This is a genomic window from Actinomycetota bacterium, assembly GCA_030684515.1.
Classification (GTDB): Bacteria; Actinomycetota; Actinomycetes; order S36-B12; family S36-B12; genus UBA11398.
Map to the genome: position 1 here is coordinate 19,505 of JAUXVJ010000012.1, position 14,816 is coordinate 34,320.

Sequence of the window (14,816 nt, forward strand, 5' to 3'; positions counted from 1 at the left end):
TGGCGAATGTACCTTTGGCAATGCGCGGGCCTCCTGCCAGGCGTGAATGCACCTTCGTACGCAGTTGACCTGCAAACCGCAGGTGAACTTGACGCCTGGACGGACGCCGAGCTTGCTCTCCTCATTGAAGAGGGGCGGCGACAATTCGACTACCAAAGATCAAGCCTGGCCGAAGTGCGGGGACGGGCGCAGTTTCTCTTGACTACCTGTCTTGCCTTGCTCGCAGGCTTCTTGGCGATCTACTCAGGTGTCGCCCGAAAGGAGTCCAATTGGACTCTTGGGTTCTGGATTGCCGGAATTGCCGTGCTTGCTCTATGCATGATGGGAGCTTCCAGCGTCGTTGTTAATGCCCGGGAGATGGGTTTCATCAACTCTAAGATTTTCTCTAAGGCCGAGTCTCCGCGGACCCGCAGCTTGGCGCAAATGCACTTGGATTGGGTGGCATTTGGCGAGGACACGAATGCCACCCAAATCACGATCTTCCAAAGTGCCGTATTTTTAGCTCTGCTTTCATCCTTACTCTTGGCCGTTGCGTGGTTGCAGGCTTCCCAATAGGCAAGTTGTTCGCGAACTCACCTGCGATTCATGCGTCCAATTCATGGAATGAGCACATGCCCGCCTACGGTCTACGGTTCCTGCGCTGCTAGTTGAGCTGCAGATGAGCAGCCGAGTATGCGGAGGAAGTGTGCTCGAACGACACCATCGAGAAGTGAAACGACATCGTGAAGACCCTCCGCGTCATACCCGCGAGTTCCGTGAGCCAAGTCGTTGCGCACAATCCGAAGGCAGTCCACAACCCTTTTCGGTTGGCGGACGTCGGACATCACCTGTCTGATCAATTCAGACTTTTCAAGAGCCGGCAGCACATCCACAGGCACTGACGATAGAACAAATTGGAGGGCTTCATCCAAACTTGTTCGGGGGGACTTCGAGACGTTCTGGCGTAGAAACTTCATAGTTTCAACTGAAAGTCCCGCTTCCTCCGCCTCAGTCAATGCGACTTCTCTTCGTCGTGCGAGACCTTCAGAGCGCGCCTTGAACACTTCTCGCGTTTCGAAGCCGTGGAGTCCTTCAAGTGCCTGAAGGAGAAGCAGAAACGCGGAACGAGGGTGCTGATCCGGGGCGTACATGAGTGACGCATACGTCTCAAGCAACGGATGGTGCTCCGCCGAAAGCTCTTGCCATCGGCGAAGAAGCGCGAGCAGAGACATATCTTCCGGTGCCAAGTGAAAGGTGGGCTTTGACTGGCCGTGGCTCGGCTTCTGGGATGAATATGGGCATTGGTGTAGCGCTGTTCCATAGATCTGAAATGAGTGTGTCCCGTCCTGGTCTCCCTCAACTGTGAGTGCAAGGAATGTAAGGCGTTCCCGGTTGCCGGTCGACAGCGATATCAACCTCCTCAGAGGTTCTATCCACTCAGTGAAGGTTCTGTCGAAGGGGACTGGTTCGTGGAAAGTCATGAGAATCACTGGTTGGAAGGAGACTTGAAATATGAAGGCGTTGGGTGATGTGAACGAGTTGTAGAACTGAAGTTCGACTTCGCATTTCTCGTCAGTCCACAATTGCGTGCTTTCTGCGTTTCCTGTTGCTGTCCAACTCCAATCTAGATAGCGCTTACCATTTGGCTTCGGGATGGGTAGGGCGAGCGACTTAATAGGCCCACTTCCCGCGACGGAATCCAGTCCTTCCACTTGGACCTCTACGCCCGTCACAGTTATGCCCGGACCAGGTGGCCGCGTGTTCCCAACAAGCGCAGCTCGTGCGCGCAACCTGGCGCGCTCCGGCAGCCAAACCTCCACTGTCACGTCAACTAGACCAATGTGCCGTCCGTTCGCCAGGCGCCCAACCACGAGCTTTTCTTCGTAAATCTGAGGGAAAGCCGCTGACTTTCCCTTTTCAACATCGGTCCACACAGTGGGAATGTCTCCGAAGACCGTCGCGCGCGGCATTCGATCTGCCGCGAGTTCCACTTCACCGTCGAGTTCGTGGATCCTGCCTTCTTGATCGGGGAACTCCCAGGTCACCCTGTAATCGCCAGGTTCAAGGATCACTTTCACGAGAGTCAGAATGCCATGCTCACGACAAGGCACGTGCCTGCAACTGAGGGTTCATTTGGCTGCCTTCCACCAACCTTCGAACTCGCTCAGCAAATGAGCTGCGTCCGATGGCTGAAGGGAATGTAGGACTGAGGCTTTCTTACCTAGTCCATTTGGCGAGGTTCCCACACTTATTCCTCCGCCCGACCACAAGTAGAAGCGATCGTGAAAAGGGCTCTTCGCTCGATCAACCGTTCTGACTTCTACAGTGCGATGGATCGCGGGTAGGACGATTCCACGCACACCAGTTAACACTCGGACTGGGATTCCAACGCCGCTTACTAGCACCCAATCAGCTGTGTCCGCACCGAAGTACAGGTCGCAAATTGTTAGCTGACCTCGAGCAGATGTCAGTCGACCTTGCAAGATGTCTATGCCTGTGGAGCCTTTTAGGATGATTCTCTCTCCGGCCCCCTGGGCCAGCATGACTTCATAAGCCTCTTGGACTGCAACTAGTTTGGTCATGCGGTCGGCCACGAACACCTCTTCGACGCGTCCACGCGTAGTCGAAGAAAAGGGAGGATCGGCTGGCGCATCGAGATTGCGGATCTCCAAGGTAAAACTCTCTACCAGCGAGGACATGTCCGTCCAGTCCAACAGGATTCCTGATCGGTGCCACAATTTGACCCGGTTGCGCACTCCCGAACCCAGATAGGGCAGTGTCGCAGTCACCGATTCGACACCATGTGCAGGTAACACGAAATACTCCAATGGCGAACGGCGTGCGTAGATCAAATTACCTTGCGCTTCTTGCTCAAGTTCGAGCTCTAGTTCCCAGAGCGAGATGCGATCCGGGTTCAAATGAATCTGAACCTCAAGCTCCGAGAGTTTATTGATACCTTTGATACCTCCGATCCAGGCGTCCCCATCCATGGAGCCAACGAATACTCCTGCGGGAACCATTCCACCATCGACGAGATCCGCGATACCCGCAAAATGCCAAAGGAGATCCACGTGGCTGGCTCCCTCTAAATGGAGCGATGGAAGGTCGACCATGCCCTGCCTGTTAACTGTTTGGTTTCGGATTTCCAGTGGCTGGACCCAACCGCGTACGGGGCGAGCCGCGGAAGCAACCAGCCGACCGGCCGGTGAATCTACGTGGGCGGACACTCGGCACAGTTCTCGAGCAGGGCGCAGGGGGGTGTCGATAACAACTACTCGCCCATTCACCACTACTTCCGTCGAGCCGTCAATTAAGGCGCCAAGTAGCCAGGCCTTGGCCTTGTCGGCATTCATCGAGCAACGAATCAGTACCCATTCATCTTGCTCATAGATGAACTCTTGCCACTCTGCAATGTTTGAGTTGCATGACGCCAGCCCTTCGCTCACCCAGGCCATAGGTGACAAATTCACAGCTTCCGACCATTCAAACCAGGAAGTGTCCGCTAGTTCCGCCGGTCCGAAGATCAGGCTGCCTGCGACAAGAGTCAGTGACTGCTCAGTTTGATGTGCCAGAAGCGTTGCGACCACGGTCGCGGAAAAGTCAACATCTAAAAAGTCGAAGAGTTCATCAGGACCCGCGTCCATTGCCGCGCTCACAGATGCAGTTTGGCACAACAGAGCGAACTGTCGTTGTGAGGCGTGAATATTCAATTTGCGATAACTTCAGCCTGCAAGTTGGGAACGAGTCTGTCGCGCCTCAAGGTGAATAATTAGCCGCTATCTGAGCCAGAACAGTGGCTCCACGGGCGAGCGCACTCGCATCCGCGTGAGGATTCAATACGAATGCGTATCCCAGCCCTGGGACCAATATGTTGCGTTGAACTAGCCCAATACCTAGAAATGGGAACTCTGGTGTCATCCACGTCCTGAGTACGGCTTCCCACGTCGCCATGCTGCGCATCCATGCGTATCCGACATCTGATGACTCGACCACAATGATCGTTGGCATTGAACGTGCTTGTTCGAGCTTCTGTGCATCTCGCGTCTTAGAAAGTATGGCCAGTTCGACCTGCTCCATGGTGCGTGCGAGAGCGGGCGACTCCACTTCGACTCGAACTTTCGAGTCCTCTCCCATGTCGGACGCATCCGAGACATCGACAGTAAGGACGAAAGGGCCAGTGAAGGTGTCGATTTCGTGAATTGTCTCGATCCGCTCGCCCTTTGCGATCGCATCTGCAATGAGGGTCATAATCTCGCGCCGTTTTGCTTGACGTATTTGCAGTGGGTAGTTATCAAAAGTTAGTGTCACAATTAGAGGTAGCGAATCGACAAGATGAGAGAGGACTTGGACGAGATCGTCCACCCCGTCGTAGTCTCGTCGAGTAACTTCGATGCCTAGTCCGGCTCCTTCTACCACGAAATCTGGCTCTGGGTTCGGTGGGCCTCCGAACCGAAACGCAACTCCGGCCAAAACTAGCATCCGCGCGACTGCCAATTCCAGACGAATATTCCAAAGCTCATTCTCATCGCTGGCAATCCGTAAACGGTGGCGGACTGACGCGATCCCTGCAATTGGTGGGTCGACAAAGTCAAGAGTTGTAGTCATCTCAGCGAGGCTCTCTATGCCACTTGCAGTGAAGTTATCGAGCCGATTCGCCGCGCGATCCTGTGCAATCCACTCGAACACTGGGTGCTTGGGGCCGGCTGTGGACCCCGGCAACCACCCATCCATATGATCCAGGGCCACCTGAATTCGCTGCTCAATTGCCTCGGACATATTTGTCCTCAATAACATCAATTGTTCTCTTATTTGGGCAACGCAACACGAGATTGCGAAGGCAGACTGCCACTTCACGTCCAGTCGGTGACATGGTCCGAAGCAATTAGGCGATTCGGGTTCTTGGCGATCTCGTCTTATGGACAGTTGCCTTTCTTGGATTTGGCTTGGTGCCGGGTGTCGACGCCGACTTTCGTTTTGCAGAATTGGCTCGAGTGGGAGCTTTATTCGTGGGTGTCGTTAAAGGAATGGCCACGTCACCGATACGTACAACCAGTTCCAGGGTTCCGCCTACTGCCTGCGCGTAGGCGACCAGCGTGCCCACCTCAGTGCGGGACAGGTCACCGTTTTCGATCCGTGATACCCGGGATTGGTCAATATCGATTCGCTCCGCAAGCTGTTCCTGCGTTAAGTGCTTGGCTTTGCGCACATCTGCGAGTCGGTGCGCCCTGGATTCGGTCAGGATCTCGTCGCGGGCCTTGGCGATGCGAGCCGTATCGCCGGGCCGCTTTGCAAGTAGTTCCTCCAACGTGACATACGACGACTTATTCATGACGACCTCCCCTTCTTTGACTTCCTTGCATTTGCTTGCTGACTGACCTGCTTCACATGGGCGTCGAACCGCTCATCTGCCACAGGAATGTTCTCCTCGTACCACTGCTTCCATCTATTCGTCTTATCGCCTGCCACCAGCACGACCGCCTGGCGTAGCGGGTCGAAGGCGAAGAGCAAACGGATATGTGTGCCTCGTGGACGCAACTCCTTCATGTTCTTATGACGTGATCCCTTGACTGTGTCAACGAACGGGCGCCCCAGAGCTGGCCCATCAACCCCGAGTGCTTGCAACGCTGCCACGACCTGGTCGTACTCGGCTTCGTCAAGAGTCAGCATCCAGTCCGATACCTCCTCGTTGATCAGGACCGACCACGTCACCGGCACATCATATGACTCACAAGACATATGATGCAAGAAACATATATTGGAGACATCGGACTCCGAGTAAAGCGAGAGGCGACATGGCTAAGCAGGCTCCTGGTTAGACCTCGCCTACCACCCCGCGGCCGATGACCTCCTCGATCACGCTTCTACGCCAGACAAATCCCAGATCGCTTTCCTCGTTAATTCGACCCGAGTAGATACCGACGAATTCTTCGAATGGCTCGTTATATGTGACCGGGTCGCCGTTCTCAGCGACCATCCATGTCCCTTCTGGCCTGTAGAGCAGGACGGGGGAACCAGACTGGCCAGAGCGGGAACGCGCATCCACCAGGAAACACGGGAGCCCCGCATAGTCGACAACAGGCTCCGACGCAACAGTTGCTCGGGTCCAAAGGGCTGTCATCGCCCCTCCCATCTGCTTAAAAGGGAATCCGACAATGCTCAAATCCTCTGACACCCGCATTGCCGCGGGCTGGGGGCTCGGATCTAGCGAATAGATTTGCCGCGCTGCAGTGTCCGGGATCTCGATTTCCATGACAGCAACATCGACCGCGTGTCTGTGTACTGGATGCTCAAGCCACAACGGATCACCGTCCTCATCAAGCACCGGGTAGTTGCGAGAGACTCGGACAGAGATGTCATAGGCAGTCGGAAAATGAACCGTTATAGACACTGGGGTTGCGCAGTCCGTTTCGTCAAGGGGCTTACCCGTTTGGAAATGTCGACCCGAAAGCACGTGCCAGTTCGTGACCAACCACAACTTTCCCATTCGTTCCGTTAAGAAGCCAGTTGCTCCCCAACTCTTTGCGCGTCCCATTGGTTCAAGTCGAAGTGTTGCAATTGATGGACGTGAAAGGAATACACGAGTTTCGATCGACATGTCACGACGCTAACGCAGTCAGGACGGTGGTCGAGCTGGTGAAGCCCTTCGTGGAAAGTCGGAATCAGGCTCACTTTGCAACGTACCGACGTGGAGGGACCGTTGACCGGTTATGAATCTCCGCCCTCACACTGCGCCAGCTTCCCAACGCGGTCCCCCGCAACGACCAAGGGCCCCTGAATTCTCAGGGACCCTTCGTCGTGTCGAACGTTCATATAGTTGAACGTTCAATTTCTGTAGCGGGGAGACATTTCTAGGGCGCGATCACTGGGTTGCATGCACTGCACGATCTCCTCACGAAACCTCATTTATGCACCCCCTTCTGCACTCCCCCGGGAGCGCAAACCTGCACCCCCATCGTCCATAAACCCCACGATATCCGCCCGAAACAGTTCGAAGAAATGTGTCGGGAATCGTAGATCTTTAGTCTTGGAAAACGTCACGCAACTTTGATGCATCGACTTCGCCCTGCGGTCTCTTTACACTCCAGCCACGTCATCTCGGAAGAAGGCATTGAATTCTTCTATCCGTAGAGGTCGTTCAGCCGTTGGAAGACTGCATGAATTGGAAGCCCACTCGGCCATTCGCATCAAATCTTCGGCTTTTCCATGACTGTCACCTAGGTACTGATTGCAAATCGAATTTGCATTCACGGAATCCAGTCGTCTGTACGCTCTGGACGCGTGGTTGGGGTTCCGGCTTGCGATGCTTGCCGCCGATTCAGGCGAGCCAGATACTCGTTGTAGTCGGCCATTTCCTGATTGCCGTCCCGGTCAGCTTGCCTGTCTTTTCGGCGAGCTTCTCTTTCATCGCTTCTGGCCCACTGAATTGACATTGCAATGATGACAATGAGGATTGGTACTTCGCCGATGGCCCAGGCTGCTTGCCCACCGGAATTTGTCTCCTGAAGTAGGTCGGTCACCCATTCGGGGCGAACGACTCCGAACCATTCGGGAGCCAGCGCTCCGTTGCTCATCATGATGATGATGGCAAAGAAGCCGTGGAATGCCGAAGCAATGATCAGGATCACGAACCGTTGCCAATAGGGCAGGAATCTCGGACGCGGATCAACTCCGATCAGGATCCAGTAGAACAAATATCCGGACAGGACGAAATGCGTCTGCATCGCGACGTGGCCCACATGGGTGCCCATCAAATTGGCAAATGCAGAAGAGAGATACAGCCCATACAAGCCGAAGAAATAGATGCCTAGCACCACCAGCGGGTTAGTCAGTATCACTGCTGCGCGACTCTGGAGTGCGACCGTGATCCACTCACGCGGGCCCCACTGGCCGGCCTTTGCGGGACGCAGCGCTCGAAGCGCGAGAGTTGCCGGACCGCCGAGCACAAGGAAAATCGGAACGAGCATGGTCAGCGCCATGTGCTGCGCCATATGCAGCCCTGGCGCAACATTTGCATAGCCAGCGATTCCAGCATTGGTGCACCAGAGCAAGGCCGTCACACCGAGTAACCATGCGATCGTGCGACCTAACGGCCATCGATCGCCCCGCCGGTGCAGGCGAATGACTCCGCCTACATACAGCCCAGCCAGAGTCGCGCAAATGGCAAGGAACACTGGATCCGGCCGAAGACTGAGAACGACGTTCATGAAATCGGGCGGCGGCGGGTAGGCGTAGCCGACAAGTGACTCGCCTAAACTTGGTAACTGCTCCAGCACTTTGGGAGAAGGACTTGTGGTTAGCGCGCTCCCGATACCAACTGCTAAGGCCATGATCACAATTTCAATGGTGAGTCTCAAGGTGAGTTGACTTCGCGAAATCGGATCTGCGCTTGCCCTTTTGCCGATCCACTGGCGAAGCCCCATCCCTGCAGCAACGGCGAGGCTCAGGAGCAGCACCTTTACCAGCACCAATTGCCCGTACCTTGTAGTAATCAGCTCACTGAAAGAGTTGAGCTGTGCCGCAGCGTTGCCCAAGCCGCTGATGGCAAGTACCGCAATCGCAATCGCTGTTACCAAGGTCAACCGCTGAATAGCCGAGGCCATGCCGTCCCTTCGCAGCATGCATACGAGCAGCACCGCAAGGAGAGCAGCAATCCAGATACTCGCGGCGCTTGCGTGCGCAACTCCCGAAGCCAGCAGCAGCGCGTGCTGGGATGAACCGCCGCCATGCCCAGTCACTGCGGGCAGACACAGCGCCAGCACAGTGATCAGCGCCGCAATGCCGGCGCTGATCACAGTAGAGCCGACCGATGCCAGCCCACTCACAAAAAGTGCAGCTACAGCCACAGCGATAAGAGTGCGGACTTGAGGAATATCTGACCAATAGGTAGCCACAACTTCGGGGCGGAGAGCCTCAGTCAGCGGAAGCCCGAGTACGTCGGCAAATGTCCACGCAGCCTGGACGAGGCAAAGGAGTGCCCAGAGAGCTGCGGCCCATGAAGTCAGTACGAGGTCTCGACGGCCTACCGGCGACACGACCCCGCCGCGCGCAATTGGACTAAGCAGCATTGCTGAAACAGCGCAGGCCAGCGTCACGATGCCAGCAATCATTGACAGCGCACGCAGGATTGGCGCGCCATCTGACACCAGAGCACCGGGGCCAGGAATACCAGGGATCGAAGCGTCGTAAGTCCCAATCCAAGCGCGAGCAATTGTCACGGTGACTGCAAGTAGCACGATTGCGATGACTACAGTGCCGCCGACAACGAGAGGCATGCGACTTCTATAAGCGCTCATTCCTGTTGACGGGCTTTCTTACGTCGTCGTTGCACTAGCACGATCCCGATACCGCCAATCGTTCCGATGGCAGCACCTATCAGCACATTCGGATCGGTCAGCGAACTCGAACCGGATGGCTCAGCGATTGCGTCCGGACTTGGCGAAGTTGACGTGGCGGATTTCTCAGTAGGCGAAGGACTCTGATTCGGGGAGCGCAGGGTGAACGTAGTGGTACCGGTTATCGGGTGGCCGTCTGTGGATACCACTCTGTAGGAGACGGTGTAGGTGTCGTTCGGAAGTTCCGCTGCCCACGGCAACACAGCACTGCGGCCCACGGCTCTGGCACTGTCCTTTGCCACGATCGTCTTGTTTTGGTTTGTGATCACGACTTTGGTGCCCGTGTTGAGGAGGTTCTCATTGAACGTCAACACCACTTCTTCGGGAGGTGCGGATATCGTCGAGCCGTCAGCGGGCACGACGCTCTGCAGATCGGTGTGTGCAGCAGCTGTGGAGATCAAGATCAAGCTCACAGCGGCGCTCGCCAGAGTTGTCGTAATGCACGTGGAGGCAAGACGGATTCGCCTCTTTGTCATTGAATTCACTATTTGGCTGACCTTTCAGGATTGTCGTGTGCGTGCTAAAGGATCGTCTGGAAATTCGGCGCGGTCACTCTCAGCCAAATAGTGAATTCTCCCCATAGCCCCGAGACCAGGAGTATTCCGACGGCTATCAGCATGGCGCCCCCCAGGCGCATGATCAGTTGCGAGTGCTCTCGCAGCCACCTCACCGCACCCACCATCCTCTGAAACGCGAGCGCCAAGACAATGAATGGCAAACCCAATCCGAGGCAATAGGCCAGCGAGAGTGCTGCGCCTCGGTAAGCGCCTCCTTCGGTGAATGCGAGGGTCTGCACCGCCGCCAAGGTTGGGCCGATGCACGGTGTCCAGCCAATGCCGAATGCAATGCCCAACAACGGTGCTCCGAGGATTCCGAATGAAGCGGCTCGATGAAAGCGCCATTCACGTTGTAGGCCTGGGATCACGCCAATAAATACCAAGCCCATGAGAATCACCAGAACGCCAAGAATTCGATTGATGACATTCTGGTACTCCAAAAGCAGATAGCCGGCGCTACCAAAAGCCAAGCCGTACGACACGAAAACTGCGCTGAAGCCAAGGATGAACAGGACGGTGCCCAGGAGCAGGCGACTGCGAGAACCTGTGCCTGTACTCACTTCAGAACCTGTCAGGCCGGTTACGTAGGACAAATAGCCAGGTGCCAACGGCAATACGCACGGGCTGACGAAGGCGATGATTCCAGCGAGGAAAGCGATCGCCAGCGCAGGTACCAACGCCCCATTGAAGACGAGATCGGTCATTTGACCAGCAGTAGTTCGATCAGGCCACGCAAACTCGACTCACTCACTCTGCCCAGAACGCGCCCTGCGACTCTGTCTTGCTGATCGATAATGACAGTTGAAGGGATCGCTTGCGGAGGCAGTGCGCTTCCGAACTTCACCTGAAGCTCTCCAGCCTTGTCAACGATATTTGGGTAGGCGATCCCAAAGGTCTTTGCGAATGCGCGCGCAGTGGGAAGCGAATCTCGAATATTGAGGCCCACGAATTGAACTCCCTTGCTTGCAAACTCCTTGGCCACTTTCTCCAGGACTGGTGCCTCGGCGCGACATGGTGCGCACCAAGACGCCCACACGTTGACTACGACAATCTTGCCCTGACCCAGAGGCAGCGCATACACGCCACCGTCCAATGCCGGACCTTCAAGCGCGGGAGCGGGCAAGCGTTCGGCAACCGGCAGATAAGTAATGGAGCCATCACCAGCCACGAAGCCTTGGTCGAGTGTGGTGTCATCGCTAGGCAGGCTCTGGCTCTCTTCCGCTAACTGTTGTGATCCGCCACAAGCCGCCAGAAGACCCAGTAAGGAAAGCGAAACGAGCAAACGGATGGATTTGGTAGCTACCTGGAGAGTCATGGACGCTTTGCCAGAAGGTCACGTTCGTAGACGATCCGAGCCAGAACTTCTTCGTTGCTCAACTGTGGATCCTCCTCACACACCAGTGTTCCAAATGGTCCCGAAAGACGTATCTCCGCTTGGAATTCTTCGACTCGGACCTGGTTCCAGCGGTACCAGCGCTCCCACTCAGTTTTCCCATCTGCTTCGCTGCGCAGACGCAATCCGTTCGCTGTAGGAATTGCAAAGACAGGCGAAGACGTTTCGGCAATCTCGCTTTCGGACTGCACACGCGTGGCAATGCCCCACAGGGGATCCGGCCCTACGCCCTCGCTCATACACCACCGGACAAAAGCGAAGAGCACCCCGCCCACCAGAGCGACGATAGCCAGGGAACCCAGACTTGATACGAGCATCAGTTCACGAGTCCGACAGTGACGACAATTGCGAGCACTGAGATCCACATAGCGACGAGTACAGGCATCCAGTCGTACGTAAAGCTCAGGATCGACGTGAGTCTTCCTGGCTGCGCACTAGGAAGGAGATAGGACAGACATGCGCTGGCGACGGCGCCCAGTGCGGTCAAGGTGGCTATCCAAACTGCTACACAGTAGAGACAGAGGGCGCCAATTTCGAATGCCGTTTGGAAAGCAAGCCAGTGAATGAAGACCGTTCCAGCCACTGTTCCGGCCAGCAGCCCCCACAAATACCAATCTTGCATTCGGGCTCGCGCGAGAATCGCCATGCTCACCGCAATCAGACAGGCAAATGCGGCAATACCGATCAGTGAGTTGGGAATTCCGAACAAGGTCGAATGTGACGACTGCATAACACTTCTGCAATTGATTAGCGCTGACAATGAACATGCTGGTGTGAATGCTGGGTCGGCCAGCAGGTGCAACTTGTCGACAGTGAGCTGCCAAGAGGCAAGCAGTCCGACTGTGGCAGCCCCGAGCAGCCACCAGCCGGTGCATCGATCCATCCGAACAAATTCGGAGCGACCGGCCGGCTTCGCCAAGGGAGTAGCCATGGATGTCATGGTCGTGCCGCCAGTTGCCCGTCAATCAAGGACTGCAATTCTTGTTCACTCTGTGGCCGGATTCGCTCTCCGTTCAGAAAGAAGCTCGGTGTTCCATCAACCCCCAGCGCCAAGCCTTCTTGGCGATCCAATTCGATTCGGGCCAGAGTCGACGGGTCTGCAATCGCGGCGTCATAGCGTTGAAGGTCCAACCCAATGGACTGGGCAAAGTCGCGAAAGAGTGACGCCTTGGACTCTTCCTGTTCGCCCCATTGCTCTTGGGTTTCATACATCCGCGAATACATCGCCTCGAAATGCCCTTGCTGGGCCGCCGCCTCCACAGCGAGCGCCGCATTGACCGCATTGGCATGGCTGGGAATGGGGAAATACCGCGCAATGAATCGCACTTTGCCCGCATATGTCTTGCGTAAACTCTCAATGAATGGGTACACCGCCCGACACGACTCACACTCAAAATCGAGAAACTCCACGAGCGTCACCGAACCGTCGGCATCTGGTTGCAGAATGTGACTGTTGGTTCTCGATGTCAGAGGAGAACTCGCATCGGAGCTGGCCGGAACAGCAGCAGATTCATTGGTCTCTGATTGCCTGGTGACGATTGCTCCAGCTATTCCGAGGGTGACCAAAGCAATAACTACAGCGATCCCTAGTCTCAAAGCCATGCTGGGCCTTTTCAACACTCACCTTCCATGAAGAGTCAGGAGTTGCACAGTTGCGTGGCTCCTCATCGATGCGACGCGGTCGCGCGCTGAAGCGGCGGACCTCTCGACCTTGCAGGGGCTTCCCCAGTTATCTTCGCGGCCCGTATGGGAGCCGAATACCCACGTAGATCAAGATTTCATGAAGATTCAGTGAGTCTGGCCATGAATGGCTCCAGTCTCCGGCTTGATCAGCAGCAGGCGTCCTCGCATGTCGAAGATTCGGGTGTCACTGGGCAGCAGTGCTTGCCCTGCCAGGCGTCTAATCCCTCGCGAATCGCAACACCGGCGATCGCCAATGCGACCAGCGAGTCTGCCCACCACCATCCCAGAGTGGCATTCAGCACAAGTCCTAGAAGGAGGACGACAGACAAATAGCTGCACAGCATGGTTTGAGTGCCATCGGCAATAACCGAACCTGAACTTAATGAACGGCCTGTGCGACTTTGGGCGATGGACAGCGCTGGCATAATCGCGATGGACAACGCAGCCAAGACGATGCCTACGGGTGACGCCTCGGCCCGATCCCCGTTGAGCAGTGACAGCGTGGAGTCAATTGCAATGTATGTGGCTAGTGTGAAGAACGAGATGGCAATCAGCCTCAGCGCGATGCGTTCACGAGATTCTGGAATCTTGTGCCGAAATTGCCAAAGAATGACGAGGCCGCTCGACACTTCGATGATCGAGTCAAGTCCGAAGCCGATCAGGGCGCCTGACCCGGCAACTGTGCCAGCCGAAATTGCCACGATCGACTCCACAGTGTTGTAACTGACACTCGCGCCGCCAGCAACTGTGCACGCTTGCCGAGACGCTGACGCTCCACTGCTGTCAGCTGAGGTACTCGCACTTCGTCGACTGCTGTCATTGATTCCAATCCCGTCTGCGGCATTGCTCGTCAAGCGAACACATGTTGCGAGTTACGGGTGAGCACCGATTTCGTGCCCCGCGTGTTCAGCTGCTTCAAGTTGGAAGGTGCAGTGCTCGACATCGAAGTGTTCATGCAGACATTCGCTCAAGGCATCCAGGACCTGACCACTACTACCGCGATTCAGAATCTCGTCCTCGACAACGACGTGCACTGAGAGCACCGGGATTCCGGAGGTCAGGGTCCACGCGTGAAGGTCGTGAGCGCCGACGACACCGGGGATTTCGAGGATGTGCTTGCGGACCACTGCAAGATCCATTCCCCGGGGTGTGGCTTCGAGCAGGACGTCGATTGCTTCGCGGAGCAAGTTCCAGGTTCTGGGCAGAATCATGAGGGCCACCAGGACTGAGGCCACGACATCTGCTCGCAGCCAGCCGGTGGACCAAATGACGATGGCAGCGACGATCACTGCGATGGATCCAAGAGTGTCACCCAGCACTTCCAGATAGGCCCCCTTGACGTTGAGGCTCTCCTTTGAGCCTTTCCGCAATAAGACAAGACCGGCACCGTTGGCAATCAAGCCCACACATGCGAATGCAAGCATCAAGCCACCTTCGACTTCAGGCTCATTGAACCACCGTTGCCATGCTTCAAACAGGATGAATATTGCAACGCCAAACAGCAGTACTGCATTCACCACTGCAGCAAGAATCTCGAGCCTGTAGTAGCCATAGGTGCGTGCGTCAGTTGCGGGCCGGGATGCGAAGGTGACGGCCAAGATGGCCAGCGAAATACCAGCGACATCGGTGAACATGTGACCGGCATCTGCGAGCAAAGCAAGACTGCCCGTGACGCTGGCGCCGATAACTTCGGCGATCAGGACTGAGACGGTGAGGGCTAGGACAATGAGCATGGTGCGGCGATGAGCCCCACCTGCACTGACAGAGGGACCGTGGCTATGCCCGCTGCCCATCAGTGACCCCCCGCCTCTG

15 protein-coding genes and 1 pseudogene are annotated in these 14,816 nt (G+C 56.0%); 1 reads left to right on the top strand and 15 read right to left on the bottom strand.

Features of this window, described 5'->3' with window-relative positions; genetic code table 11:
- Nucleotides 1-42: 42 nt before the first annotated feature.
- Entirely contained in the window at nucleotides 43-555 is a 513-nt protein-coding gene (locus Q8M73_06220; GenBank protein MDP2288146.1) for a hypothetical protein, read from the top strand.
- A 71-nt stretch (nucleotides 556-626) separates the two neighbouring features.
- On the opposite strand, the gene Q8M73_06225 is transcribed toward Q8M73_06220, so the two are convergent.
- The 15 genes and pseudogenes from Q8M73_06225 to Q8M73_06295 form a co-directional block, all read right to left on the bottom strand.
- Nucleotides 627-2,057 (bottom strand): hypothetical protein, encoded by a 1,431-nt coding sequence (locus tag Q8M73_06225; GenBank protein ID MDP2288147.1) that lies wholly within the window; start codon nucleotides 2,055-2,057, stop codon nucleotides 627-629.
- A gap of 51 nt (nucleotides 2,058-2,108) precedes the next feature.
- On the bottom strand, nucleotides 2,109-3,635 hold the full coding sequence (locus Q8M73_06230; protein MDP2288148.1) for a hypothetical protein: 1,527 nt from the start codon (nucleotides 3,633-3,635) through the stop codon (nucleotides 2,109-2,111).
- A 100-nt stretch (nucleotides 3,636-3,735) separates the two neighbouring features.
- Nucleotides 3,736-4,755: a hypothetical protein gene (locus Q8M73_06235; protein MDP2288149.1), complete on the bottom strand. Its 1,020-nt coding sequence runs from the start codon at nucleotides 4,753-4,755 to the stop codon at nucleotides 3,736-3,738.
- A gap of 106 nt (nucleotides 4,756-4,861) precedes the next feature.
- Nucleotides 4,862-5,308 (bottom strand): XRE family transcriptional regulator, encoded by a 447-nt coding sequence (locus tag Q8M73_06240; GenBank protein ID MDP2288150.1) that lies wholly within the window; start codon nucleotides 5,306-5,308, stop codon nucleotides 4,862-4,864.
- Complete coding sequence (locus tag Q8M73_06245) at nucleotides 5,305-5,646, bottom strand: type II toxin-antitoxin system RelE/ParE family toxin (GenBank protein ID MDP2288151.1); 342 nt, start codon at nucleotides 5,644-5,646, stop codon at nucleotides 5,305-5,307. The genes Q8M73_06240 and Q8M73_06245 overlap by 4 nt, the downstream gene beginning before the upstream one ends.
- A gap of 145 nt (nucleotides 5,647-5,791) precedes the next feature.
- The gene (locus Q8M73_06250; GenBank protein MDP2288152.1) at nucleotides 5,792-6,574 is read right to left on the bottom strand and encodes a trypsin-like peptidase domain-containing protein; all 783 of its coding nucleotides are present in this window, start codon (nucleotides 6,572-6,574) and stop codon (nucleotides 5,792-5,794) included.
- A gap of 649 nt (nucleotides 6,575-7,223) precedes the next feature.
- On the bottom strand, nucleotides 7,224-9,251 hold the full coding sequence (locus Q8M73_06255) for a cytochrome c oxidase assembly protein (GenBank protein ID MDP2288153.1): 2,028 nt from the start codon (nucleotides 9,249-9,251) through the stop codon (nucleotides 7,224-7,226).
- 17 nt (nucleotides 9,252-9,268) lie between these two features.
- Nucleotides 9,269-9,847, bottom strand: a complete 579-nt coding sequence (locus tag Q8M73_06260) for a copper resistance protein CopC (GenBank protein MDP2288154.1) — start codon at nucleotides 9,845-9,847, stop codon at nucleotides 9,269-9,271.
- Nucleotides 9,848-9,891: 44 nt separating this feature from the next.
- The gene (locus Q8M73_06265; GenBank protein ID MDP2288155.1) at nucleotides 9,892-10,632 is read right to left on the bottom strand and encodes a cytochrome c biogenesis protein CcdA; all 741 of its coding nucleotides are present in this window, start codon (nucleotides 10,630-10,632) and stop codon (nucleotides 9,892-9,894) included.
- Nucleotides 10,629-11,243 (bottom strand): TlpA disulfide reductase family protein, encoded by a 615-nt coding sequence (locus Q8M73_06270; GenBank protein ID MDP2288156.1) that lies wholly within the window; start codon nucleotides 11,241-11,243, stop codon nucleotides 10,629-10,631. The genes Q8M73_06265 and Q8M73_06270 overlap by 4 nt, the downstream gene beginning before the upstream one ends.
- Nucleotides 11,240-11,560, bottom strand: a complete 321-nt coding sequence (locus Q8M73_06275; protein ID MDP2288157.1) for a hypothetical protein — start codon at nucleotides 11,558-11,560, stop codon at nucleotides 11,240-11,242. The genes Q8M73_06270 and Q8M73_06275 overlap by 4 nt, the downstream gene beginning before the upstream one ends.
- A gap of 77 nt (nucleotides 11,561-11,637) precedes the next feature.
- Complete coding sequence (locus tag Q8M73_06280) at nucleotides 11,638-12,252, bottom strand: vitamin K epoxide reductase family protein (protein ID MDP2288158.1); 615 nt, start codon at nucleotides 12,250-12,252, stop codon at nucleotides 11,638-11,640.
- A 5-nt stretch (nucleotides 12,253-12,257) separates the two neighbouring features.
- A complete protein-coding gene (locus tag Q8M73_06285) occupies nucleotides 12,258-12,923 on the bottom strand; it encodes a thioredoxin domain-containing protein (protein ID MDP2288159.1) in 666 nt (221 codons plus the stop codon).
- A 227-nt stretch (nucleotides 12,924-13,150) separates the two neighbouring features.
- Nucleotides 13,151-13,824 (bottom strand): annotated as a pseudogene (locus Q8M73_06290) (cation transporter).
- Nucleotides 13,825-13,876: 52 nt separating this feature from the next.
- The gene (locus Q8M73_06295) at nucleotides 13,877-14,797 is read right to left on the bottom strand and encodes a cation diffusion facilitator family transporter (GenBank protein ID MDP2288160.1); all 921 of its coding nucleotides are present in this window, start codon (nucleotides 14,795-14,797) and stop codon (nucleotides 13,877-13,879) included.
- Between the last annotated feature and the right edge of the window lie 19 nt (nucleotides 14,798-14,816).